Source organism: Inhella gelatinilytica, assembly GCF_016093295.1.
GTDB classification, from domain to species: Bacteria; Pseudomonadota; Gammaproteobacteria; order Burkholderiales; family Burkholderiaceae_C; genus Inhella; species Inhella gelatinilytica.
This window is the reverse complement of the sequence record NZ_JAEDAL010000008.1, coordinates 55,225-79,589: the sequence shown is the minus strand read 5'-3', so window position 1 is coordinate 79,589 and position 24,365 is coordinate 55,225. Positions and strand designations below refer to the sequence as shown.

The following is a 24,365-nucleotide window of genomic DNA, read 5'->3' as shown; positions in this document are numbered from 1 at the left end:
GTCGTCCGCCGTCATGCAAGCCGCCACGCGCCTCGATTCGGATCTGCAGTCAAGTGCCAGCATTCGAGTAATCGACCCTCCGTTGGCAGCGTTGCCCAGCTTGCGGCAGCCTTTGAACGATGGCGAGCGCAGGGTACTCGAGTGGTTTATCGAGATTCTTCCGGCTGGGTGGGAGATCTACATCCAGCCGCATCTCAATGGGCTTAGGCCGGACTTTGTGCTCTTGCACCCCCAACGCGGCATTGCCGTGTACGAGGTTAAGGACTGGAACCTGCAAGGACTTGACTATTTCATCGACTACGAGAGCGATGTCCCGAGGTTGATGGGGCACAGGGACGGGAAGACTTTTTCTCTCAGTCGGCAGGACCCCGTCGCCGCAATTGACCTTTACAAACGCGAAATTCACGGACTGTACGTTCCGAGCTTGCCGGCGAAGGACGGCTTTGGCTCAATCATTGCTGGCGTGATCTTTACAAGTGCAACGACGCGAGACGCCGAAGATCTTCTTTTACCTTTGCGGGAGGCCAAGGGCCACACGAAGTACTCGAGGCTTTATCCGGTCATTGGTGCCGAGTTGCTTGGGCGGCACGACGACGGAGCCTTACGAGCCCTCCTTAGTTCTGCGCGCAGGATCGACGACCGAATGAACGACCGGGTGGCCGCTGACCTGAGGCACTGGCTGGTCGAACCTGGGTTCTCGCGGGATCAGCGCATTCCGCTAGCGCAGCTGTTGACTCCCAAACAGAGAGCGCTCTGCATCAACAAAGAGCGTGTGCAGTTTCGGCGCATCAAGGGGCCGGCAGGTAGCGGAAAGTCGCTTGTGCTTGCTGGGCGTGCCGCAGAGCTCGCGAAGCAGGGGCTACGGGTTTTGGTTGTAACGTTCAACGTCACCTTGGTCAACTACTTGCTCGACCTAGCGGTGCAGTACGCGCAGTCCGGCGAGGTTCGCAGGCAGATCACCGCTCTCAATTTCCATTACTGGTGTCGACGGGTCGCCGAAATCGCCGGCAAAGAGCACGAATTCAGAGCCCTCTGGTCAGAGGGGAGCGACCATGATGCCGAAGAGACGCTGCGAACGGTATTGCCATCAAAAGCCGCTCAGTGGGCCGCGGCCCTAAACGAAGATGACCGCTGGGATGCGGTGTTGGTGGACGAAGGCCAGGACTTTTTGCCGACTTGGTGGGAGGCAATGTGTGCGGCCCTCCCGGCAGACGGAAGCGGCGAGGCGCTTCTAGTCGCGGACCGCCAACAAAACATCTACGGGATCAAGCCATGGACTGACCTCGAGATGAAAGGGGCTGGCTTCAGAGGTCCCTGGGGGGAACTCGATCGCTCGCATCGCATGTCGCCCAGCCTATGCCGGCTGGCAGCCGATTTCGTGGATCGTTTTCAGCCCGACGTTGACGAGCATCGGCCCATTCCCGCGCAGGGCGAGCTTGAATTTAGGACGGAACTGCGCTGGCGGCAGTTGGACCCGATGCAGTCCGTAGCGGCCGAGTGCGTCGACGCCATGCTCGGAATCCTGTCGGCATCAGATGATGATCCGGTCGCTGCGGCCGAGTTGGTCTGTATCGTGGATCGGGAAGACATCGGACTAGAGGTTGTTGGACTTCTCTTGGACAAGAATATTAGGGTCTTGCATACCTTCGGTATTGGGCAGACAAAAGAGGAAAAGGACAAGGACCGACGCCGTAGGAAGACGGCCTTCTTCAAGGGCGATTCGAGAGTCAAGGTAACGACGATTCAGAGCTTTAAGGGTTGGGAAAGTCGTGCGCTCGTCGTCCAGATCACGGATGCGGCAGATCCAACTGCCTTGGCCGTGGCTTATGCCGCAATTACTCGGCTTAAACAGGATGACCGAGGCTGTTTCTTGACAGTTGTCAGCTCAGCACCGCAGTTGCGGGAGTTCGGGCAGACGTGGTCTTGACAATGCGGCGATGCACTGTCCATGTTCGCGATAGTGCTTTGCAAACAACTGAAAAACTTACATCGAACTAGGTAGAAACAATGGGCATCTTCGGCACCCCAGCATTCACGTGGGCTCTGAACTTCGTCTTCTTTATCGCAATTCTTTATGCGTTCGTGACGGCTAAAGCTGGCCTCAAGTCGGACAGAAGCAACTACGTCGAGTACGCCCCTTCGCTCATGACGTCTTTAGGCCTGTTCGGTACTTTTCTGGGTGTCTTCATTGGCCTGCTGCAATTCGATACTAAACAGATTGATGGCAGCATCGAACAACTGCTTGGTGGTCTCCAAACAGCGTTTGTGACTAGCCTGATCGGGATGGGCTTCGCCATCTGGTTCAAGATCATCCAAACCAGTCACCTAGATAAAACCAAGCCGGTTGATGGCGCGCCGTCAGCGGATGACATTGAGCCAAAGGACATCCATGCGATTCTGACAAAGCAACATGCCGAACTGACCACCATCGCCAAGGGTATTGGCGGCAACGACGAGCGCTCAATGGTCGGTCAGATCCAGTTGCTCAGAACAGATGTCAATGACTTCCGCTCGGGTCTGTCCAAGCGCCAAGATGCCTTCGAGGAAAAGCTATGGGCACAGATGAAGGACTTTGCTGAGATGCTCTCAAAGTCAGCTACACAGCAGGTGATCGAGGCCCTCAAAGAGGTCATTGTCGACTTCAACAAGAACCTGACAGAGCAGTTTGGTGACAACTTCAAGCGTCTAGACGAATCGGTCAAGAAGCTCGTTGAATGGCAGGCCAACTACATGGTGCAACTTGAGGCTATGGCTCGGCAATATGAGCGAGGGGTTGTGTCCATCAGTGCGACCAAAGTGGCAGTCCAGGCGATCAGAGAGGAAACAGCCCGCATTCCTAGCGACATGCAAGCCTTGGGTGAAGTCTTGGCTGTGAATCAGCACCAGATCGCAGAGCTGGACCGTCATCTCGACGCGTTTGTGAAGATGCGTGAACAGGCTGTGATGGCCGTACCTCAGATCCAATCGAAGCTCGAAGAAGTGGGGCAACAACTTCTGAACGGTGCGGAACAGGTAAACGTGAATTTGATCAAGGGGTCTCAAAACTTTGAGGACTCGGTGAAGCAGACCAATCAGGCGATGCTGGAAAACGCGAAGGTGATCGCCACACAGTCTGAAGACATCTCCGAAGAGCTTAAAAACGCCATGGAATTGCTGGGTCTGAACACCGAGCGGATTCGTACGGGCATCACTGCCGTCATCTCGTCTGCCATGGAGTCGGTTCAAGAGAGCTCGCGCGCGATGCTGGCGAGTGCACAGCAGTCCGTTCAAACTTCGATCGACCAGAGCAACCAAGCCCGAGCCGAGTCGGTGCGTTCCGCCGAAGAAACCAGCCGGGCGATCGTTCAGAGCGCTGACCGCACCCTGCAAGCCGTTGATCGCCAGGTTCAAGAAGCCGTCAATCGAACCAACGATGCGGTAAATGCCCAGCTGCGGCAACTGGATGAAGCCTTGAGCAGGCAGTTGAACGCAGCGCTTCAGGAGCTGGGGGCTGCACTTGCAACCATCGCTCGCCACCTGACCGACTCCTACAACCGGAATAGTCAGCCTAACTGAGTCAGAGGTCTGTTGCCATGGACAAATTCCTCGGCTCACGTAAGAGCAAGATAGACCATGAATCGTCCGAGCATTGGGTCAGCGTGTCTGACCTAATGTCCGGACTGATGATGGTCTTCTTGTTTATCAGCATCGCACTGATGCGACACGCCCTGATCGAAAGAGACAAGATCAAGGAAGTGGCGGTTGCATATCAGAACAACCAGGTGGCACTCTATGAGGCCCTCAAAACGGAGTTCGAACCGGACCTTCAGCGCTGGAACGCTGAGATCGACAAAGAGGCCCTGTCGTTCGAGTTCAAGTCACCAGATATCCTCTTTGGCCTGGGGTCCTCCGCGATGCGTCCCCAGTTCAAAGAAGTGCTCAGCGATTTCTTCCCCCGCTATATGAAGGTGCTCAACCGGTTCCGCGACTCGATCAATGAAGTGCGGATCGAAGGGCACACCAGCTCGCAATGGAATGTCGGCGTCAATCCAGAAGAGGCGTATTTCCGGAACATGGAACTTTCACAGGCTCGCACGCGATCAGTTCTGCTATTCGTCCAGGGCCTGAAGGCCGCGACAGAAGATCAAGCGTGGGTCCGAAGAAACATTGCTGCAGTTGGGCTTTCATCCAGCAGGCTGGTGCTCGACGGAAACGGCAATGAAGACTCCGAGCGCTCCCGGCGGGTCACGTTCCGTGTTATTTCCAACGCAGAGACCCAGATTAAACGATTGATTCAGGACTGATCATGCGCATTGCACATGATTTCTCCGAACTTTGGAAAATTGCCAACCTCCTGGGGGCGGAGCGACAGTCATTCTCGCTAAGTAGGGTCAGTACTATCTCGGCGATCGAGGCAGAGCTCATTCATGGGCGTGAAGTAAAACTCGACGAGCTAGAAACCATTTCGGGGCTGCTGGCCTTCCAGGGTCGGCAAATCCTGTTGTACATACCTGACCAAGGTCAACGCATTGAAGAGGTGTTGAACGGCAACCGTGACGCTGGAAAGAAATTCCATGTGGCTTACTGCGCCACGTTGGATTCAATGAAAAACTCAGGTCGGTTTGAGCGTTACATTGCCACCACAGACATCAGTGGCACTTTTGCGCTCAGCGGCACCGACATGGCTTTGAGAGAAATGACGGGCCATGGCAAGCTCTACGTTTGTCAGAACTGCCTGAATATGCTCAATTACAAGCAGGCCAAAGTGAACCGGTCTGCCAAGGTGATCAGGCAACACTTTGACCTAAGCGAGTTTTTCGAGACCTTCTCCTCTTGCTTCAGGTTCTTGCCTATTCGAACCAAGGTCGACCCAGGCTCATCCGTCTACGCTGCTAACTGGCGCGAGATTTCAGACAGTCTGCGCGAGGCCTTGCGCTGGACATGCGAAGGCTGCGGTATCCACCTTGCCAATGCCAAACAACTGCTCCATGTGCACCATGTTGATGGGGTTAAGAGCAACAACGCCAGTTCCAACCTCAAGGTTTTGTGCAAGGCCTGCCATCGGATGGAGCCTCTGCACGATCACATGTATGTTCCCCGCGACGAAATGAAAACCATCAATCGTATGCGGCGTGATGCTGGCGTGTTTGACGGGTCATGGGAATCAGTCATGCGCTTTGCCGACCCTGCCATACAAGGCGCGCTGGGGATGGCTCGAAATCAGGGCTGGGAAGCGCCTGAAATCGAACACCAAGTGCCGGGTACAGACAGGCAGGTGGAAGCTGCATGGCCTAGTCGACGCATGGGCATCACGCTTGAACACCCGACACCCAGTGCCCATGGCTGGCGAATAGTTGACCTGTTTGGGTTCGCCAACATTTGCACCTGAAAACATTCGCAGCGAACGTCAGCTTGACCTGCGCTCCCACCCTCTGATGTTGAGGCTTAGGTCGAAGAGGGTGGCTTGGCATGGATGTCTTCCAATGGCAACTTCTGGCATGTTAATTTTTTCAAAGATTTGGCAGTATTTTTATTGCGAAGAAGCTAAGACCACGCAATCCCAGTTGACCGAGGATTTCGGGTGCTTCCCGCCGACGCCACTCTCTTGTTCAGAAAGGGCGACTTGGTTTACTGTGTTAAAGGTTCGACCGGTTGGATTGATATATCTATATTTCTTGTTCTATGTCGATCTGTTCAAAATGAATGACCGCACGCAAGTTGATCCGGAAATCTGGGAAATTTCCGTATCAATGAAGGAGGTGTGGGTGGAATTTATTGGCTCACTGGCTGCGATACGTCGGGCGTGCAGTCCTGGTGTTTCTGTCCTGTTAACTTTGATATTGATTCCGATGCTATTTTTGCTATCTCCTCTTCTTCTTATATTGGTTATATGGATGTTTTTTAGGTTAATTGTTCTGCCCGGTGCAAAATATGTCAGTCGCGGTTCTGCATTTGTCCTGCCAGCGTCCTCCAGCTCACGAAAGCTAGTAATCAAGCTTAATCATGTCAAGCCCGATGAGATGCGGGCGATAATTTGTCATGAGCACATCCACATTCTTCAGGCTGATGAGGTGATTTTTTTCGATGCGCGGCGGCCGCGAGGCGATGTTTATCTTCATCCTGGCGTTGCTGGAGATTCTCTGATTCTCTACTATTTGGATCAAAAGGAGCTTGAGGCGCGACTGCACGAGATTGTCATTTCCAGCTATCGGGCGTTTCGGAGAGTCCCAGTAACCGTGGCCGAATTTCTCGCGATGTTGATGGCCTGTGAGAAAATTGGCGCGTTAGTGGTTGAGGCAATTGGCTCGGGTGCGGGAGATGGCCTTGAGGTGGAAAGCTCGTTTGCCGTGAGGAGTTCGAGGATTTGCTGGGAGTTTGGTCTGGTTATTCAGTGCGGCAAAGATCTGAAAGCCAAGTACGAATTGATCTCAGAGGTTCTGCCTGTGATGTATGGGAATCTCCTCAGATATTATGGTGATTTGGATGCGTCTGAGGATTTTCTTGGATCGGTCGCCCGGCCAAATTTGTATGATCGTCTATACGGCTAGCTAGGGGCGGAATTCCAGCCATGACAGACAGCTTCGAATATCCTGAGTGGCTGTGATTTTCAGCCGCTTGAATGAGGCGCTGAGGCTGGGCGAGGGTCTTGAGCGATCCGAAGTATCTCGACTCGGTCCGCAGCGAGGTCTACCGATGAGCTATGGACACTGCCTGCGCTACTTCGACCTTTGGCGTCCACCTCTCGACACCACGCTGCAAGGCGGTGACTTCGACCGCTTCGCGCAGTCTGGCAAAGAGTTCGCTGCGCCAGTGGCCCTCGCGTCCGGGTTTTGAGCCGAGCAAGTGCATGGCGTGCCCGTCGAACGCTTCGGGCATTGCATCGCGCAGCAGGCTCCAGCTATCGACGATGTGATCCCGGCGTTCCACAAGTAGTGCGCCCGCCGGAAGCTTGTCCGACTTCTGGCAGTTGATGGCAGCATGGGCCGGAACTAGGTTCCACAGGTCGTTGTTTCCCCAGAGTGCGAAAGGAATGAGATGGTCGACCGCCAGGCTGCGTTCACAGAGCTGGCGCCCTGACCAGACGCAGTGAGCTGGGCCGGCTGCAAGAAAAACTGCCCGCGCCTGTGCCGTGGCGCGTTCGGGTTCGGGCTTGGCTAGGAGCAAAGGCAGGACGTCGCCAGAATGAAGGCCCTGCCGTTGGGCAAACCGCTCGGTCAGGGCAGCCCACCGGACGATCACGGCATCCACGATCCAGTGCCCGAGCAGACTGAGTTCCCTCCAAAGCACGGCCGACATCAGGACGGCCTTCGTCTTCGCGTCGTACTCGAACACGCGGCCGCTCTCCAGCGATCCGCCTGCGTAGGTCACCGGGCCGGATCGGATGGCTCTCGCGATTGACCGCAGTGCCTGCATCTCCAGCGCGACGATCGCTGCTGGCAATCGCCCCGATGTGGAATCAAGGTGCCATGCCGTCAGGCCGCCATGGGTGCCCTGATCTGCGAATTGCTGGATGAGGGCTTGGAGCGGGGCTCGGAACGCTACCGGCTGTTGCAGGTTTCCGGCCCCCTCGGCCAGCGACTGGGGCACAAATCGGTCGTTGGCGATGATCGGCCAGTAGTACCTCAGCCATCGTCTGGCAATGCAATCTATCGGGACGGCGACCCGACCGCCCGGCAGCCATCTGGTCACTCTGGGCTCCTGGGTAGAAATCTCTGCCAAGGCACGGAATAGTGCGAACTTGTAGGTGGCAACCTTTCGGTCCCGGTTCAGGATGCCTTCAATCTGGTCGATGGCCCGCGTCTGGCCGCCTGACCGCAGTTCGAAGAGCAGCGTCACCCACGAGGTGCCACCACGCCGGAGCACGTCCTCGGTGTCCCAGCGTCCAATCAGCTGGAATCCCAGCCGCTCGAAAAGCAGTTGCAGTTCTTCGGGGAGGTAGGGATGGAAGAGACGTCCGTTGTTGTCGCGATGGTTCTGACCTACGTCTGTGCGTGACGCCGGGATGGACATTAGAAGCCGCCCATGGGGATCGAGCACTCTCCGTAACGCAAGGGCTGCATCGAAAAGTTCGGATTCGGGCACATGCATCAGCACGGCACAGCAGACGATGCCGCCGAAGCAGCCCCCGAAGGGTGTGCCAAGAGCAGGAAGCGCGCCGCCGGTCAAGCGCGTTGTCAGCTCCGGGTGGGCTGCAAGCGCCGCATCGCGGAGTCTGGAGCTAGGTTCAACTCCGTAGCCGTCGTAACCGGCCTGCAGTAGTGCAGCGAGGTCCCGCCCTGATCCTGCGCCAACGTCAAGAATTCGTGCCCCAGATGGAAAGGCCAAAGGGTAGTACCGCTCCACGGGGCTTGCAGCAGACTCGTATCGCGCGGCCAGTTCGGCGGCGTTACGTTCATAGAACTCGGCGGTTTCGGCGTCCACGACGTATTGTGTGGGTATGTTTTGCCGCTGATGCCAGGATCTGCATAGGAAAGAGCGACATCTCCCCAAGGCGGGAGACCCAGCATCCTTTCCTTAGAGGCTCGGCACTCTAGGTGGTCGTCGGCTTGACGCGTTGGCTCGATCATGAAAGCACCTCCTTCCGACGGGAACTGTGATGACTACGCGCTGCGATGCTCGGCTTGACGTGCAATTGCGCATCCGCTGCGCCGTAACCGAAGTGCTGCCTGCCGGAGCAAATCACGACCTAGCCGTCAGTCTGGTTCGGCGTGTGGCCGCACGACGTCCTGCTGCCGAGGGGGCCGGCACCGCGGTAGCAGGCGATGTCGCCTGCATCCTGGAGGCGCTTGGATTTTTGCCGTGGATGGGCCGCGGAGAGTCTGCGCTTTGTCTTTGTAGCGTGCCCGCTGTGCGTGTCCCTTAGAAATTTTGTGGTTTGGGTACGAGTACCGAGGTGCGGGCCATTGATATCTAGGTACGCTCAGGCGCACGCGCGGGTTGACCGGATGCTCAAGTCGCCCGTTCTTCGAGTACCCTTTTCCTCATGCCCCAACATTCCCCGCCTCGTGTCCTCAGGAATTAGCCTTCGCCGCCACGCATGACGAAGACCTACCTCACCACTGAGTACAAGGACCGAGAGCAGGTCAAGAACCTTGGTGCGCGCTGGGACCCGGAGGCTCGCCGTTGGTTTGTGCCGCCGGGCAGGGATGTGGCGCTCTTCACTCAGTGGTTAGCTGGAGGCGCGGCGCAGGCGAAGTCCGACGTCACCCTGACGGTACCCTCGACCTTTGTGCTTGCGGATCGTCACGGTGGCGTGATCAGCAACGCGGGGCGTAGCGCAATATCTTTGTCTAGACTGCTCGGCGGCGTGGCCGAAGCCGTTGCTCAGGCGTATCGCGCTGGCGTCTGGACCACGGTTGACGTGGTAAAGGCGGATCTTCGCAAGGGCGTGGTCTATCTAGAGGTCGCCGAGCGCGATGCCGTTGGCTCCCCCAGGGCCCAGGCTCGAGCGCTGATTTGGGGCGACACGGCCCAAAAGATCGTGCCCGCGTTTGAGCGAGCCACGGGTGCTGTGCTCGGTCCAGGCATCAAGCTGATGGTACGTGCGAGGCCGCAAGTCCATCCGCTGTACGGCCTGAGCCTCGTCATCGACGAGATCGATCCGGATTACACGGTGGGTGATCTGGAGGCGCGGAAGCGCGAGATCCGGGCACGCCTGCAAAGCGACGGCCTATTTGAAGCCAACCGGCGCCTGCCATCCCCTTGGGACTTCAATCGGGTGCTGGTCGTGGCTCCCGAGGGGGCTGCTGGACTTGGTGACTTTCAGGCCGAGGCACAGCGCCTAGAGCGTGCCGGAATTTGCGAGTTCACCTACATCCACAGCCGGTTTCAGGGAGAAGGTGCGGCTGCGGAGATCCGCCAAGTACTGCTGCGCCGCCTGCACGATTGGACTGCAGAGCGCAGGCCGCCGCTGGATGCAATTGTCATCATCCGCGGCGGTGGCGCAGTCAACGACCTTGCGTGGCTGAACGACTATGACCTGGCACGCTGCGTCTGCGAACTCAAGGTACCCGTGCTCACTGGCATCGGCCACGAACGGGACAGCACGATCCTCGACGAAGTCGCCAATCGTTGTTTCGATACTCCATCCAAGGTCATCCTTGGCATCGAGGCTGTCATCCGGCAGCGAGCCGGCTCTGCCGAGGCCTTATGGCACGCGATCGAAGACCAGGCGCGCCGCGTGCTGGATGCCGCTCGGCAAAACGTCGAGCGAGCTGGGGCTGTTGTGCGTACAGGCGCACGGCGAGAAGTAATGACTGCAAACCGGCAGACCGATGAGTTCCTCTCGGCGGTCCGGCTCGGAGGCCTATACGCAGTGCGCGCCGCGTCGGACATCACACGCGGCGGACTATTCCTCGTTCGACAGCACGCCTCGAAGCAAGTAACCGAGGCGCGTATGGCGCTCCCTGTTTTGGATGCCGAGATTCGGTCTGGAGTTCGACAGTCAATGCGATTGGCGAGCGAGCAGGCCGATCAGGCATGGGCAGTCATCACCGATCGCACAGAGGTGCAGGTGCGGCGCGCGGAAGATGGGGCGAATCAAGCCATGGTCGCAGTTGGCGCTGGATCCAGGCGATGGATTGCCGACGCGTCAAGCAACGCCACGGCACTCTTTCGCGAGATCACAGGGCAGGGGCCGCAGAAGACCCTCGGTCGGGGATTTGCGCTGGTCAGGTCGCCGGGCGGTGCCGTAATCAGTAGTGCGACCGGCGCGCCTCTGGGCGTACGAATCGAAATAGAGTTCCATGATGGCCGGATGCGAGCCCGGACCGAAGCTTTCAAGGAGGAGACGCCAAAGTGACCGAGCAGACTTTCAAAGGCGCATATGCAGTCCTACAGCGTCACGCCGAGACGCTGCGTACGCAGCGAGAGCCGAATGTCGATGACCTGCTGACTATCGTTACGGAGTCAGTTGATGCGTACAAGGTCTGCAAGGCGCGGATCGACGCGGTCGAGAAAGCCTTGGAGGCGGCCCTTGGCGATGTCGGATTGGATTCGAACATTACAGGCCAGGCTGAGGGAGCAAGGCCGTTTTCAGAAGCGGATGACGACGTGCCGTTCTGAACGCAGCAGTTGCGTCCCCAAGAATCGACGTCAGTAGACTGAGATCGCGGGCTGCCAACACCAGTACCGCTGTCCTGATGGTCTTCGTGGTTTGATTCACCGTCGCGTCCCTTGTGGGTTCATCCGTATCTTCACCTTCGATTCTCTAGGGGTGACCTGCTCGGGATTTCCGAGACAGTCATTCCTAGAAGACGGCGGGATGCAGGTCTTGGCGGCGTTGCTGCTTGAACTCCGTCGGGGTCAAGTGTTGGCGCCGATCTAAATTTGACAATGGGGGGGTGCGGACGATTTCTTGGACTACCAGGAGGTAGTTCATGTATTCATACGAGGATCGGCTCCGTGCAGTGCAGCTGTACATCAAGCTGGGCAAGCGCATCGGGTTGACCATCCGGCAGCTGGGATATCCGACGAAGAACGCACTCAAGGCCTGGTACAGAGAGTACGAGCAGCGCCACGACCTTCCAGCCGGCTACACGCGGCCGGGGAAGTTTTCTCAGGCTCAGAAGGCGCAGGCTGTCGAGCACTACTTCGCGCATGGCCAGTGCATCGCGGCGACGATCAAGTCACTGGGCTATCCCTGCAGAACATTGCTGTCGACCTGGCTGTATGAAGTCCAACCACAACGCACACGCGTTGTTGGCCGTGCTCAGACTTTGGCCCCCGAAGTCAAGCAGTCTGCTGTGGTTGCCTTGTGCACGCGCCCGGCCAGCGCGCAGGCTGTGGCGGATGAGGTTGGTGTGTCGCGTGGCTCGCTGTACAAGTGGAAGAGTCAATTACTCGGCCACGACGCACCCGCATCCATGAGGCGCAAACAAGGCACCCCCGCAAGCTTAGACCGATCGGAACTGGAACAGCAGATCGAAACGCTGCAACAAGACATCCGCCGGCTGCAGCTCGAGAAGGACGTATTGAAGAAGGCGAATGAGCTCGTAAAAAAAGAGCTGGGCATCAATCAGCAGCCCCTGACGAACCGGGAGAAGACGCTGCTGGTTGATGCCCTGAGGTCCACCTACACGGTGACAGAGCTGCTGCGCGAAGTGGACCTTCCGCGCAGCTCCTACTTCTACCATCGGGCCCGACTCGGAGTGGCCGACAAGTACGCAGACGTGCGTCAGGCTATGGCCAACATCTTCGAGAGCAACTATGGCTGCTACGGCTACAGGCGGCTCCACGCTTCGCTGACCAATCAGTGTGTCCGTGTCTCGGAGAAGGTCGTGCGCCGTCTGATGAAGCAGGAATGCTTGGTCGCTGCGACTAGCAAACGCCGTCGGTACGGCTCCTACATGGGTGAGATCAGTCCAGCACCTGACAACTTGCTGAACCGAGATTTCAGTGCCGGCGCGCCGAATGAGAAGTGGCTCACCGACATCACAGAGTTCCAGATTCCGGCTGGCAAGGTGTATCTCTCGCCGATGATCGATTGCTTCGACGGCATGGTCGTGAGCTGGTCGATCGGCACCCGGCCGAACGCGGAGTTGGTCAACACGATGCTGGACTCTGCGATCGAAAAGGTGGCAGTCAGTGTCGAGCGGCCGGTGGTGCACTCCGATCGAGGCGGCCACTATCGATGGCCAGGCTGGTTGACTCGAATCGCTGATGCGAAGTTGATTCGCTCGATGTCACGCAAGGGATGCTCGCCTGACAACGCGGCGTGCGAGGGCTTCTTCGGGCGCCTCAAGATCGAGATGTTCTTCGCTCGCGACTGGCTCGCGACAAGCATCGAGGAATTCGTAGCAGCGCTGGATGCCTACATTCGCTGGTACAACGAGGCTCGGATCAAACGTTCTCTGGGCTTTCGTAGTCCCGCCGAGCATCGGCGGCGCATGGGGCTCGTCGCATAAACAGTCCAAGTTTTTGTCCGCACCCCCGGTGGGTCAAATTTCAGTCGGCGCCAACAAGCCTTGATTCATGCGGACTGGGAGCCAGGCGGAACAGTTTCGATCTGACTTCTCCCGGGCAACCAGCCGAACGTCAAACCTGGAGCGCAACAGGAGATGGCAGTGCCGTTTGGGGCCTGATCAAGTTGGGGTGTGCAAAGGTTCGCCGGAATTTCGTTGAGGGTCTCTTTTGGATCCGCGCGTGTCAAGGCCGTCCCAGTTGGCGTATGCCGGTCCCTCGGAACTCAAGACAGCACTCTCGCTTGGGTAGAGGTGAATCAAAACTTCCTGCAGTAAACCCCGTACCACCAGTGTGTACTCTCGCCGATCACGCTGCGCATTCGCCATCAAGCCGTCAGCGCTACATAGTTGATCTAAACGATATTGGTAGCGTCCTCTTGCATGGAGTACGGCCGATGACCATTGCGATGGGGCATCCTTCTTCCGCCAGTCTCCTTGACCCCGACCGAAGTGGGCGACGCTTAAATACAGCAGGATGGAGTTGTCGAGCGCGTCGAAGATGGACTTGGGGCTCCAGCGGATCACCTTCTTGTCCTTGCTCGTGAGCACGTTGTACCCCTGAGCGATCACTGCGCCGCCCAGAGCACCCATTACTCCGCCAACCAGCGCGCCTGTGCCAAGGGTCAAGCCGCCAGAAATCAAGTCCGCGCTCAAACCGGTCAATACCCCGGAAACTACGCTACCGACTAGTGATACGGTCGATGCATTCAACGGGCCATCCACGCGCATGTGCGTCGCTGCTACGCGGAGTACGTCTGCGGAGGTCACGCCGTTTAGGCGATTGATCGCGACCAACCGATTGGCGAGGTCGCTAACGCGCGTTGCCAGTCTTTGCGCCAAATCCTCCATGGCGCGCTCCTGGGGGCGTTGTTCTTTGGATTTCCCCCAGGGCAGCTTGTTGCGAACCAGATCTATCGCTTCGGCCACGCCGCTAAACCATGCTGTGTCCAACTCGGCGCGATCTCCAGCAGTCTGCATCAGGTGGTCAACGATGGCAGCGATCGATTCATCGAAGCGTTTCAGATGCTCGCTTGTTAGGACTTTTGCAAGTCGCTGGTAACTCTGATGCGATGTATCGGGAAGCAGGCGACCAATCTCCTCGAAGAGCTTCAGCTCTTGAAGCCAGCACCGTGTGAATGCATCAAGGTCAATCACTGACCTCACGGCAGGGAAGCCACCCAGAAACTCCCGCCACTCGGCGATCCTGCTGATGGCGTCACCTCTTGAGCCGCTTTGGTTCAGGATTACGACCACTGGCTTTCCGGTCCAGCCCAGCACTTCAAGTTCCGGGGCAACATAGACAGCCTCAGCAGGGCGTTCTAGTAAGTTCACGGGATAGAGAACGATGTCCGCCTGCTTCTGCAGATCAAGCACGAGTCGCTGGCTACGCCAAAGGGATGGCTGAACCCTTCGGTCCCATACCTCGCGCACCAGCCAAGTCAACCACCGATAGCGAAGCCGGAATCGGCGGGCCAGACGAAAGCTATCGCCGAAGCCTGGCGAATCCCAGATCAGCAGTGCGCTCCCATCGGCATCCGCCACAAGACTGTGGGACGCTGTTGCGCTCGTGATATCTGGGGCATCTTCAACGACGCCGACATCCTTCCCGAGGATGGTGCGCAGCAGTGCCGTCTTACCGACATTGGTGTGCGCGGCAACGAAGATGTGAATGCTCTTGTCCTGCTCAACTTGGCTGGTGCGGCCGGGTTGAATCATCACGGTTCATCCTGTTCTGGAAGGTAGAAATATCACCTTCGGTGCCACTCTCGAGATCCAGAAAAAGTGGCTCTGTATGCACTTTGTCCAGAATCCGTCTCCACTGCGCTTGGCGCTCAGGGAGACGCCTAGGGTCCTCCTGTGTGAAAGCCGCCGTATCGACGATGGGGACCAGGGGAGTTTCGGCGTCGATTGCAGATCGCAATCGAGTCAAAAAGACCCCATGAGCATTGGATTCGGCAGTGGCGGCTACATTGAAGACTGGAATGACGGCAACGTGGCCTTGTTTGTTCAGCGACTGCTTCCAGTCGGCTGGGTTGTCTCCCATCAGCACCGGTTGCTGAATCGAAATGTCAACCGAGAGGCCGAAGCCTCGCTCCAACATCTTTTGGAGGTTAAGTCTTGCCTGCTGTGACATCTCGTATCGAAAGGGGACGATCGCCACGGCGATCTTTTGACCGCGCCAAACGGATCGAAGCGCGGTGAAGTAGGCAGCAGTGATTGGTAGGGGAAACGCTCGGCGTAGCCGCCAAAGATTGATCAAACTGATGAGGGCCAGTAGGGTCCGTGGAATCAGAACCCACACCGCCAAAGAAGCAGCATGCAGGTGAAATAGTCCCCGGGCTAGCTCGAGGCTGTTTGCGTTGGCGTGCAGCGTTGCCACATCCTCGGGGCTGGGGATCTGAAGGCCAAACAGTCGTGCGCCAGGAGTGACGATGAATGTGAAGACTTGGTAGGTGACCTCGATATCTAGCCAAGTGCTGCCGGCGACACTAGCTTGGTACTGCGTAGGCAGACCGCGCCAATACAACATAGCCAAGACCCCTAACGCAAAGCAGACGGCTGCTCCGTGGAATGCAGCGTTCGTTCGGCAGGTGCTCAATGTACGCGACAGCTGAATCCAGCGTTCCTGGCACGCCAACAACCAACCGCGCGTCCGCTGGCCGCTGATCTTGAGCGCTGACCTGAAGCGGAGTTTTGCGATCGATTCGCTGATCACACTGGGTGACCTAGGGGCACCGAGAAGCAACGTGCGTGCGAGGCCATCGAGAACAAAAAAGTAAACGAAGAAATTCCAGAGGAATAAACCGACGAGACTGTATTCAACGACGTTCACTTGCTTGCCTGATGCAAGGTGGTCCGTCGCGCAACCGGCGAGAAACGCAGCAGCGCAAAGGAGCCATGCGGCGGCGCCAAGCCACTTGGGATCTTTAATCCGAAGAGCCTGTTCGGGTGAGCGCTGTGCCAGATGATTGATCGCCCACTGTGCTCGGCGTGCAAGCATCTCACTAAAGCTGGCGCGTGCCCCCGTGAGGTCCAGGGCTGCCTGGGTAGCCTTCGTGGCTTCAGTCTTTGTCCAAAGTCCGCTGCTTTGAGCGGACTGCTCGATGCTTCGAACGACACAGATCGCCAGGGCTTCTTGTTCTGAAAGTCGTGCCATGTTTCGTGGACCTCACGGCAAGCTCATGAAGCCTGCCTTTGGCGAAAGAACCCTGCCAACTGATAGCAGTCGATACGCCATCCGCTTCTCCCAATTCAGTGCGGCCGAACTAGATGCGCTGCCTTGGATACAGCGGATGCGCATTTTCGGAGCCTGCTTCGATGGTGTGCTCCATTCGCTGATGCTGGACTTGATCTTGTCGGGGGCGGCACCAGAAGACACCGACGCATATCTTGCTGGGAATTGGTTAGGAAATATGTGCCGTCTGCGGCGGGGGAGTGGGTTCGCGAGCACTACTCGGCTGTGCGAGCGTCGACGCTATCTTGTAGAGCGACCAAAGCAACAGAAGGGGGATGATGATGGTTTGCATCAGGAAGACGACGATCAGCTTGAGGACTCTCTCGGGGAGTTCTTCAACCGTTTTTTTGATTGCTTGTAGATCGATGCTTGGCGGTTTGATAGCTGCTTTTGCACGCTCTTTGACCCGATCAAAGAGCCCCTTCTCCTCGCTTGGGTCTTCTGGGGGAGGCGTCACGGGAGCGGCGGACGGCGGCGTCTGCTTGCTCAAGTTCCCATTGGTTTCATTTAGGGCGACTTGGTTCTGGTCGTAATCCTTGACCAGGAACTGATGAAAGGCCCAATCGCTCCCCACCACGACAACCGGGATGGCGAACCGAATCATCAGAAGGACGACCAGCATGCGTGACAGCAATGAAGGTGCCTTTTGTCGGTAGAAGAGAGGGGCCCAAATCAATGCCATGGCGGTGACTGCAATCGAAATGGCGGAGTGAGATCCGATGGCGAGTAGCGTCTTTTGCACGCCAAACGCTACGCTGGCGAGCAACATGATGCTAGAGAACTGCTCGACCAGATCATTAACCGGATCGAGGATTTGACCTGGCGTCAAAGTGACGCCAACACCAAGCGGTTCTATCGAGAGCTCGGTGCCTTGGAAGACCGAAATCACGGCGTTAAGTGCGCGGGCCGATGCGAAGCTAATCAATGCACGCTTCAGGCCGGCATCAACTTGAGCGTCGGCAATTTCTTGAAGTGGTCTGTACCACGCGGTAAGTGCAGCTAGAACGACAAGTATGGCGATCACAAGCCGTTGGATGCTCCGCAGCTTCATATCTTCTCCCTTTGTTTTCAGCCTCTACCTCTCGAGCCAGCGCCTGACCGAGCGGTTCAATTGGAGGGCGCATCCTAGGGTGTTGCCAGCTAATTCCCACACGTCTGGCAATTTAGGCCCCGCGCATTGAGGCAAGCGCTCATGAGGCTTCTCGCGATGGCTCGTGCCATGAGCCACCAGGCCGATATCTTGAGTCTTACCAGTGCACTCGATTCCTCCATGAGGGTATGAGATAGCCCCCTGAATTACCGGACACGTTCCATCGCTTATCTTCCAGATAGGCATAGGACTGTGCGTATGATTAGACAAACAGAGACCGTTGAGGTCATCACCCGAGACCAGCGCAGGCGGCGCTGGTCGGCTGCCGAGAAGGCGGCCATCACGAGTGATTGACATTGCCGACGCAGGGAGTGTTGTGAGTGAGTTGGCCGTCAAGTTGAATTGGTCCCCCTGGGTTCGATTTGACGGGGGAGACTTTTCGGCCCTGCCAAATGGGGCGGGTCTCTACCAAGTGCGTGCTGTTGGTGAGTGCTGCCTTGCCTACATCGGCCAGACTGGGCGTGATTTGCGCCAGCGACTGGGTGCGCTCCGATCGAATGCGTTGTCGGAACTGATGCCATACAACGACCCGCACACGGCTGCTCCCGCGCTGTGGGCGTGGCGCGACTTCGCTGGATATTGCTTTGAATGCCGCGCATCGCCTTTTATAGCCCCCGACTCTGTTCGGTTGGCTATGGAATGTTGGCTCCTCTGGCAGCACCGAATCGAGTTCGAGTGTTCAACATGGGCCAACTTCGGGCGCTTTCCGTTCGGCTATGAGAAGTCCCGCAATCGGTCTACTGGTAGGCGAGGGGGGCGTCTCGCAGGTGGGACAAATGCAAAGGCGGAGCGGCAGACGCTAAGACCGTTGCCCTCTCTTAGTCATCCAACTGCCCAGGATTGGATGGGACTCTCCTGGACGGAATGGCAGCCGCTTTCACGACAGCACACGCCCCTTTTGAAGGGTTCAGGTGTGTACCGGATTCGGCTCGTTGACGCTGAGTACCTTGCGTACATTGGGGAAAGTCAGGCTTTGCGTGACCGGCTTCAAGGCCATTCGAGCTGTCTGATTGGGGCTGAATATGAGTTCTCCGCAGCCTTGCTCTCAGCAGGGTGTGAGAAGTTCCATCGGCTCGAAACCGAAAACGACCTCATTGCGAGCTACTTTGAGGCTAAGGGGGCTCCCCCAGAACGTCAGTTCAGGCGCCTTGCAGTTGAGGGCTAGTTTGGATCCTGCCTCCAAACCGCGCCTCCTTTAGGTCGATAGAAGTAGAGTCCGAGGCTGTCGTGCCTCTTTGCCCAATGCGCCAGTGCTGTTGAGTTGTGCGTTTCGGCGTGAGCGGCGGTTGAGCTGACGGCCCTCTGATGTGCAGAGGCCGCGCAAGTCCACTGACCTGCCCCCTCCCAGCCGTACCAACCTGAACGAGAGAAGTCCGTCCCTTCTGTGACCTGCCCCCATCCGCCATCCCAATGAGTCGGAGAGAGTTGGCGGTGAAGCCACATCGTCCCCCAGCAATCACTTACCGCTCCTTAGCAGGGCTACAGGCAGAACTGGTGCTGCGGCCTCATGCCGACTCGCGCAAAACTGCAAGTAACTTGACAGATGCTGATGCGCCGGATGCCCAGTCGAAAACTATCTCGGCCACCAGCGTCAATGCTTTCTTCTCATCCATGCCCTGGAGAAGGCGAATGCTGTCCTCGTGCGACAGCCCAAGTCGGCACGCAGATAGCGAGGCGGGAAGTGTCGGCCGCTGAGTGGTGAGGGGTGTCAGTTCCCAGGCTACTTGTCTCAATATTGCGGTGTGGCTTGGCGACAGTCTTGCCACATGAGCGGTCAGTGACCCCTTGAAGGCAGTCGGTAGGTGTTTTGGGACAGGCGGCAGATCAAATAGAAGTTCGCCGTTCGGCGTGGGTAATACGACCTGCCGCTTACGGCGCCGGAACAAAGACCGTAAGGCTTTAATGTCCAGCGTCGCTGCTGTGTTTTGCGCAAGTTCCTGATGGCCCAGAGCAGGACTGTGGGCCAGCACGAGTCGAGTTCTAACATTGGCGCAGTCGGCGCTGACTTTGGCCACATCGGCCTCGAAGTCCGCTAGGTCATTTGTGCCGCCAGCGGCTGACTCCCCGCTGCCGGTGAAGTCAAACGATGCCTGAGGAGTTGGTGCTAGGTAGTACTCGAGCCTGCAGCCCAGTGGCGAATGATGTCTCTGTAAGACGAGTTCCGATGCACGCAGGCGTCCTGCAGCGGGCACCAGCTTCGTGAACTCGAGTCGCAGGACCTTTTCTCGGAACCTTTCCTGTTCGTCGGTGGCACGCGAATCCAGCGCAGCGAACATGCGGTATCCGATGAAATGCTGCATCAATGCCGCCCTTGAACTTCAGGATGTACCCAGACCGCGAGTGCGAACATAAGGGCGTCGAAGCCTGCGTTCGACCGTCCAGCTGCATCTGCATCGGCTCGGCTTGGCCATATCAAGTAGGCGCGAGATCGCCCGCGCCGGCTGCGCCCCAGGGGTTTCGTTGACCAATGACCATGAAAGACGGCTGCGGCCACGTGAGCCGCGCGTGCAAGTAATTCCGCCACACCGACCGGATCGGAGCCATCGTTTTCATAGGTCAGCTGCAACGCATCCAAGGTAATGCCTGCCTCTTTCAAGAAGCCAAGCAGCGGAACCAATCGCTCAGGTGGGTCCGCATTAAGTTGTCCATCCCACCAAGCTGAGATCCAGGTCTTGGCTGCCGCTGCGGCAAGGTTGGTATCCATCGGTAGCGACATGGCTTTGACCAGCTTGGCGTAGCGCGGTTGAACCACGCGCCCGAAATTGAGCCCGAGGTGCTTGATCACGGAACGTGCGCCGCTCCACTCGACTGGCGCGAGGGCGGAGCGCGCCGCATACAGATCCCGAGCGACACAGACGGCTGCCTTGTCGATAGAAATCAACTCTGAACTCCGAAGTTGCATCCGCCCCTCGATGAGTCGAGGGTCAAGGTTCGTGGTCAGGCAGCCCAATACTGCCAGACACTTTTGCGCCGTGAAGTGGGTGGCAACGGATCCGATGAATGAAGTTGGCTCTGGCTCATGGAGGTCGAGACCGGTGGCCGCGTTGGGCAGCTCACGGACTAGCGCCTGCGCACGCGAACTGGCTAGGTGCCAAAGATGCACTTCCATCGGCACGCGTTTACGCCTTGCCCCGGCCGTCAGCGTGTTGGCTTTGATACCCAACAAGCGTTCGCCATCTGCGTTGGTCAAGCCGACGCCCCTCAGACAGGCATCGATCTGCATCCGCAACGCAACCTCGTAGCGGTGCGTATAGAAGCGCAGTGTGGTCACCGCCACCTCGTGACCGACCCAATCGGCCAACTGGGTCAATCGGTTGTTGTTGGTGACGGCTGCGCTTGATAGCAACTCTTCCATGGCGTTCGATATGACCGTGTGGCGCAGCGCGTGGAATGTCATCGATGGATTGCCAGTGGCCTGTTTGAGCAACCGCAGCAACGCGATGTGAACGGCTCGCCGTCGGTAAGGCGCGGTGTCCTCTCCTGCTGCGGCGAACAATAGCCCGTTGCTCGGAGCGCCCTCTGCTTCTCGGCGAGCTATCAAAGCCCTTAGTCGACAAACGACGACTGGATCTGAGATCAACACACGCCGCTGTGCTGCTGCGGTCTTAAGCCGGTGCACTCCAGCAATGGGCGTGATCTCAACCTCGATGGAGCCGTCCGCCAGTGGAAAGATGTTGGACAGCCTTAGCCATCGAAGCTCATCCAGTCGAAACGGTGCTGCGTGCGCCATGAGAATCTTCAGCGCGCAGATCTCTTTCAGCCGAGGGTCGCCCTTCGTGTCCTCGTCGAGCCACCGGATGGCCCGAAGCACTGCAGATTCCGGTATCCATTGGACCCGGGGAGTTGGCTCTGGGATGTGTTTGTGCAGGCCCAACGGCGAGGTCGGAATCCCAAAGACCTCCTGCAAAAACGCTTGAAAACTTGAGATGGCAGCCCCCAGGCCGCGGAGGTCCTTGCACGAGGGGTCAGACATCATGGAAAGGTAGCCCGCGCTCAAACTGGCTGTCGACCAACGTTGGACGTCTGGTCCCAGCGGTGCGAGCATGCGCCAGAGACGCAGGGACGCGGTGCGCGAGTAGCGTGCCCGAGTGGCCAAGGCTGCATTGATGTCAGTGAGCGTGCCACTTTCAACTAGGTCGAACTGCCAGGCGATGACCACAGCCGAAGTGACGTCGCCCGCTTCTACTTGCCCACGCAGAGCAAGCAACTCTGCAGCCCAACGCCTCAAAGTTTGCTGTTCGGACTCCTTGGCTGGAATGCTGAAGACTTTCATCCCCAGTTCAACCAACAGTGGCGTTGTGGAATCGCGTCCGGCCGAGACGGCGGTATCTAGCATGTCGGCCATCTCCGCGGAGCGTCCCAAAGCGGCCTCGTCAACGCTGATGCGTGGTACGCCGACGCAGTCCGCCAGTGCAGCCATCTCTCGCGGTAACGCTGACATGGGGCTCAATCCTGATACATGCGCCCATAGTGATCTCGGCAATCGCTGGCCCGCCCAGCAGACTAGGTCCCTCTCCAGCTCAACCAGACGCTGTGCCTCGGGGAATTCGCTGTACGCCGGCACTTCTGCCAGCAAGCTTTGTAAGGCCGCGATCTCCAATGGGACATCGATACATCGCTGTTCCAATGCCATCGTTGTGAAGCTGGACAGTGCGCGTCGGTCAATTCTTCTGCCGCAGCGAGAGTGCCAATCAGTGCACTGGTGGTCGCCCAGTCGATAGGTTGGCGCTGAGAGCACGTCCACCAGTTCGCTCGGTCGTACGAGATCGAGGCATACAAGGCGCCCCGCAAAAACACCAGGGGAGGATGCTGTTCGCAGGAGCAGCGACTGGGCGGCAGCGAACCGATTGGCGCGTTTTCGGGTCTGGCCGGTGTAGCGCAGGTGATCGACATCGCCTCGATCTCGATAGCAGCGGAATCCAGCTTCATGTAGCAAGTTGTAGGAGGTGTTCATGTCGCAACACCTCCCGTGCGCAAACCGGTCAGCGGCGATCGAAACAGCTGCCGCGATATCCGATCGAGGATGGGTTTGAGGCGCAGTACCCATTCCATCTCGCAGCTGTCAGCGATTGAAGTGTCTTGCTCTTGTCCAATCACTTCGTGGCGTTGATGACGATCGATGTCTCTGGATTGGGCGCCCGCTTGTCTCAACTGGTTCTCCATGAACTTTCGCCCCCAATCAGCAGGGAGCTGCAAGGCGCCTGGGAGGGTCTTGCGAAGGTCGTTAGTCCCTTGCGGCACCAAATTGTTGCGACCATGGATCGTGCAGAGCAGCGGGACGTCTTCACGCTTGATCACTGCCATAAGCCAGGCCACAACGGGACCACTCCAACCGAAGGTCCTGAGGCGCTCAAGCAATGCCTTGCAGTGCTCGCGGTAGCTCATCAAGGCCGCACGCATGCCATCGCAAATGACGGCAGGTAGTGCACCCACCCGGCCTGCGCTGGACTTTTCAAGCAAATCGACACAGAGATCGAAGCGCTCTTGGATCACGGCTCGAAGCGATAGCTCTGCTGCTGGCCGCAGGCTCACCCAAACGGCAAGGCGGGAGGAGAGCGCGCGAACGAATCGGTTGTGAAACTCAAGCAACAGGGCTTCGTGCCCTAGCCTCTTCGGCGGCCGAACCGCCTCGACCCATCGCCAAGCTGCCTCATCCAGTTGAGCTAAGGCAGAGGCCGTCGGAACGACGGCGGCCCCGAAAGGCAAGCTGCCCGACGGCTGAGCCACCGGCCTATCCCAACCTAGCACTGCATAGAGTCGTGCGGCGCTGCCCCAGAGTTCGTCGGCGCCGATCAGGCAGTAGTGAAGCTTGCTGCGAGCTGTCACGCCCAAATCCCCGCAGATTACGCCTGCAAGTAGGGTGTCCAAGCCAACTTGCAAAGAGAGTGGCGCGAGGGTGCGCGACCATCGTGCAAAGCTTGGACCTAAGTCCGCTAGATCCGGGTGGACAAGGTCGCGTGGCGAAATCTGCCGCAGTGCCGGGATGAGGTCACCGAGTTCATACGCACCAGGGACATCGAGCGCACGGCGCTTGAGTTCCTCAGCCACTCGCGCAGGAGCTGGGGTCGTCGCGATGTAACTCGCGGGTGTTCCGACTCCGGGGCGAGGGCGAGCAGCTTCAGGCACGAGGGAGCTGTAGTCGCGCCGCAGAACTCCGGCGGCGAGGTCGTAGCTGATCACCCAGTCTTCGGGGGCGGCTGTGGCTAGTGGGATGAACTGGGTACTCGTTCCAAACAGGCCGCTCATGCCGATGATCCAGAGTGCGGCTTCTCGCTCCGCTGGGCTTCGAAACACACCCGTTCCGGCATAACCAACGGCTTCCGCAATCTGTCTTCGGCTCAAGCAGGTGTCATCCAGGACGCCAGCCCTGCGTCGGTAGGTAGCGAATGCAGCTCGGCATGCAAGCTCGGTCCGCGCGCGATCCTCGAAAGAGCGTGGCGGTAGCGGCTGGGGCGACGTCTCATCAAACGCGGAAAAGAAGTCCGCATAGATGGTTCGAGCATGCTTGATCCAGTGTGGAGGTTTTTCGTCCTGGTGCGTGCTCAGCAGCGATTCAAGGCTGACTAGGTTCAGTGCCTCTTCTTCCAGCGCCAGCCGCACTCCGTTGCAGAAGCTGGCGGCCATCACTTTTCCTCGATGCAGGGACAGCATCAATTCCATGCCGGCCACGGTGGCCGCCGGATGGCTTATGCCCGGCTGCGGCAGGCCCAATCGACTCAACAGCGACCATGCTGGGGTTGCTCGGAGTCGACCTGCTAGGCCATCTGGTGCATCAACCAGCCCCGATCGCTTGGCGTACTCCTCGGCGCAAGCAGAATGAAGAAGACTCAGTTCCTCCTGCATGCCGATTGCCGTTGGGTTCGGCTGCTTCAAGAGCGCGAAGGCATTGCTCAGCGCACCGAAAGCGCCGGCGATGACGGCCTGAAGCATGGCGTGATCGAGCGGCGGCGGTGAAACTGTGCATAGTCTTGAGAATGACCAGCGCGCCGGGGAATCATTCGCTTTGAGCGATAGGACTACTGTGCTGTGACTGATTGAA

At 58.1% G+C, this 24,365-nt stretch carries 15 protein-coding genes; 8 read left to right on the top strand and 7 right to left on the bottom strand.

Annotated elements, in window-relative coordinates; genetic code table 11:
* Positions 1-13: 13 nt before the first annotated feature.
* The 5 genes from I7X43_RS14020 to I7X43_RS14000 all read left to right on the top strand — a co-directional run bounded on the left by I7X43_RS14020 (position 14) and on the right by I7X43_RS14000 (position 6,527).
* Positions 14-1,927: a DEAD/DEAH box helicase gene (locus I7X43_RS14020; protein ID WP_198101580.1), complete on the top strand. Its 1,914-nt coding sequence runs from the start codon at positions 14-16 to the stop codon at positions 1,925-1,927.
* Positions 1,928-2,007: 80 nt separating this feature from the next.
* The gene (locus I7X43_RS14015; RefSeq protein ID WP_198101579.1) at positions 2,008-3,555 is read left to right on the top strand and encodes a MotA/TolQ/ExbB proton channel family protein; all 1,548 of its coding nucleotides are present in this window, start codon (positions 2,008-2,010) and stop codon (positions 3,553-3,555) included.
* A gap of 17 nt (positions 3,556-3,572) precedes the next feature.
* Positions 3,573-4,283, top strand: coding sequence for an OmpA/MotB family protein (locus I7X43_RS14010; RefSeq protein ID WP_198101578.1), 711 nt, complete (start codon positions 3,573-3,575; stop codon positions 4,281-4,283).
* 2 nt (positions 4,284-4,285) lie between these two features.
* Entirely contained in the window at positions 4,286-5,368 is a 1,083-nt protein-coding gene (locus I7X43_RS14005; protein ID WP_198101577.1) for an HNH endonuclease signature motif containing protein, read from the top strand.
* Between the two features lie 94 nt (positions 5,369-5,462).
* Positions 5,463-6,527, top strand: coding sequence for a hypothetical protein (locus I7X43_RS14000; protein ID WP_198101576.1), 1,065 nt, complete (start codon positions 5,463-5,465; stop codon positions 6,525-6,527).
* A 139-nt stretch (positions 6,528-6,666) separates the two neighbouring features.
* Here I7X43_RS14000 and I7X43_RS13995 read toward each other — a convergent pair whose 3' ends face one another.
* On the bottom strand, positions 6,667-8,400 hold the full coding sequence (locus I7X43_RS13995) for a DUF8808 domain-containing protein (protein ID WP_198101575.1): 1,734 nt from the start codon (positions 8,398-8,400) through the stop codon (positions 6,667-6,669).
* Positions 8,401-9,016: 616 nt separating this feature from the next.
* Here I7X43_RS13995 and I7X43_RS13990 point away from each other — a divergent pair.
* From I7X43_RS13990 to I7X43_RS13980, 3 genes are all read left to right on the top strand, one after another.
* Entirely contained in the window at positions 9,017-10,780 is a 1,764-nt protein-coding gene (locus tag I7X43_RS13990) for an exodeoxyribonuclease VII large subunit (protein WP_198101574.1), read from the top strand.
* The gene (gene xseB, locus I7X43_RS13985; protein WP_216860159.1) at positions 10,777-11,043 is read left to right on the top strand and encodes an exodeoxyribonuclease VII small subunit; all 267 of its coding nucleotides are present in this window, start codon (positions 10,777-10,779) and stop codon (positions 11,041-11,043) included. The genes I7X43_RS13990 and xseB overlap by 4 nt, the downstream gene beginning before the upstream one ends.
* A gap of 314 nt (positions 11,044-11,357) precedes the next feature.
* A complete protein-coding gene (locus I7X43_RS13980) occupies positions 11,358-12,884 on the top strand; it encodes an IS3 family transposase (protein WP_198101573.1) in 1,527 nt (508 codons plus the stop codon).
* A 177-nt stretch (positions 12,885-13,061) separates the two neighbouring features.
* Here I7X43_RS13980 and I7X43_RS13975 read toward each other — a convergent pair whose 3' ends face one another.
* The 6 genes from I7X43_RS13975 to I7X43_RS13950 form a co-directional block, all read right to left on the bottom strand.
* Complete coding sequence (locus I7X43_RS13975) at positions 13,062-14,657, bottom strand: DUF3482 domain-containing protein (protein ID WP_246480439.1); 1,596 nt, start codon at positions 14,655-14,657, stop codon at positions 13,062-13,064.
* Entirely contained in the window at positions 14,626-16,098 is a 1,473-nt protein-coding gene (locus tag I7X43_RS13970; RefSeq protein ID WP_198101571.1) for a DUF2868 domain-containing protein, read from the bottom strand. Before I7X43_RS13970 ends, I7X43_RS13975 begins: the two co-directional genes overlap by 32 nt.
* Before the next feature lie 247 nt (positions 16,099-16,345).
* Positions 16,346-17,227, bottom strand: coding sequence for a hypothetical protein (locus I7X43_RS13965; RefSeq protein WP_198101570.1), 882 nt, complete (start codon positions 17,225-17,227; stop codon positions 16,346-16,348).
* 1,604 nt (positions 17,228-18,831) lie between these two features.
* Entirely contained in the window at positions 18,832-19,626 is a 795-nt protein-coding gene (locus tag I7X43_RS13960) for a hypothetical protein (protein WP_198101569.1), read from the bottom strand.
* Positions 19,626-22,280: a tyrosine-type recombinase/integrase gene (locus tag I7X43_RS13955; protein WP_198101568.1), complete on the bottom strand. Its 2,655-nt coding sequence runs from the start codon at positions 22,278-22,280 to the stop codon at positions 19,626-19,628. Before I7X43_RS13955 ends, I7X43_RS13960 begins: the two co-directional genes overlap by 1 nt.
* Positions 22,277-24,256 (bottom strand): hypothetical protein, encoded by a 1,980-nt coding sequence (locus I7X43_RS13950; protein WP_198101567.1) that lies wholly within the window; start codon positions 24,254-24,256, stop codon positions 22,277-22,279. The genes I7X43_RS13955 and I7X43_RS13950 overlap by 4 nt, the downstream gene beginning before the upstream one ends.
* Positions 24,257-24,365 lie beyond the last annotated feature (109 nt).

What these genes read in the sequence shown, in the direction of transcription:
- I7X43_RS13955 (WP_198101568.1), bottom strand. Translation starts at nt 22,280, where the DNA reads ATGAACACCTCCTACAACTTGCTACATGAAGCTGGATTCCGCTGCTAT.
- I7X43_RS13970 (WP_198101571.1), bottom strand. Translation starts at nt 16,098, where the DNA reads ATGGCACGACTTTCAGAACAAGAAGCCCTGGCGATCTGTGTCGTTCGA.
- I7X43_RS14005 (WP_198101577.1), top strand. Translation starts at nt 4,286, where the DNA reads ATGCGCATTGCACATGATTTCTCCGAACTTTGGAAAATTGCCAACCTC.
- I7X43_RS13965 (WP_198101570.1), bottom strand. Translation starts at nt 17,227, where the DNA reads ATGAAGCTGCGGAGCATCCAACGGCTTGTGATCGCCATACTTGTCGTT.
- I7X43_RS13975 (WP_246480439.1), bottom strand. Translation starts at nt 14,657, where the DNA reads ATGATTCAACCCGGCCGCACCAGCCAAGTTGAGCAGGACAAGAGCATT.
- I7X43_RS14015 (WP_198101579.1), top strand. Translation starts at nt 2,008, where the DNA reads ATGGGCATCTTCGGCACCCCAGCATTCACGTGGGCTCTGAACTTCGTC.
- I7X43_RS14000 (WP_198101576.1), top strand. Translation starts at nt 5,463, where the DNA reads ATGGCAACTTCTGGCATGTTAATTTTTTCAAAGATTTGGCAGTATTTT.
- I7X43_RS13950 (WP_198101567.1), bottom strand. Translation starts at nt 24,256, where the DNA reads ATGCTTCAGGCCGTCATCGCCGGCGCTTTCGGTGCGCTGAGCAATGCC.
- I7X43_RS13980 (WP_198101573.1), top strand. Translation starts at nt 11,358, where the DNA reads ATGTATTCATACGAGGATCGGCTCCGTGCAGTGCAGCTGTACATCAAG.
- I7X43_RS13960 (WP_198101569.1), bottom strand. Translation starts at nt 19,626, where the DNA reads ATGCAGCATTTCATCGGATACCGCATGTTCGCTGCGCTGGATTCGCGT.
- I7X43_RS14020 (WP_198101580.1), top strand. Translation starts at nt 14, where the DNA reads ATGCAAGCCGCCACGCGCCTCGATTCGGATCTGCAGTCAAGTGCCAGC.
- I7X43_RS13990 (WP_198101574.1), top strand. Translation starts at nt 9,017, where the DNA reads ATGACGAAGACCTACCTCACCACTGAGTACAAGGACCGAGAGCAGGTC.
- I7X43_RS14010 (WP_198101578.1), top strand. Translation starts at nt 3,573, where the DNA reads ATGGACAAATTCCTCGGCTCACGTAAGAGCAAGATAGACCATGAATCG.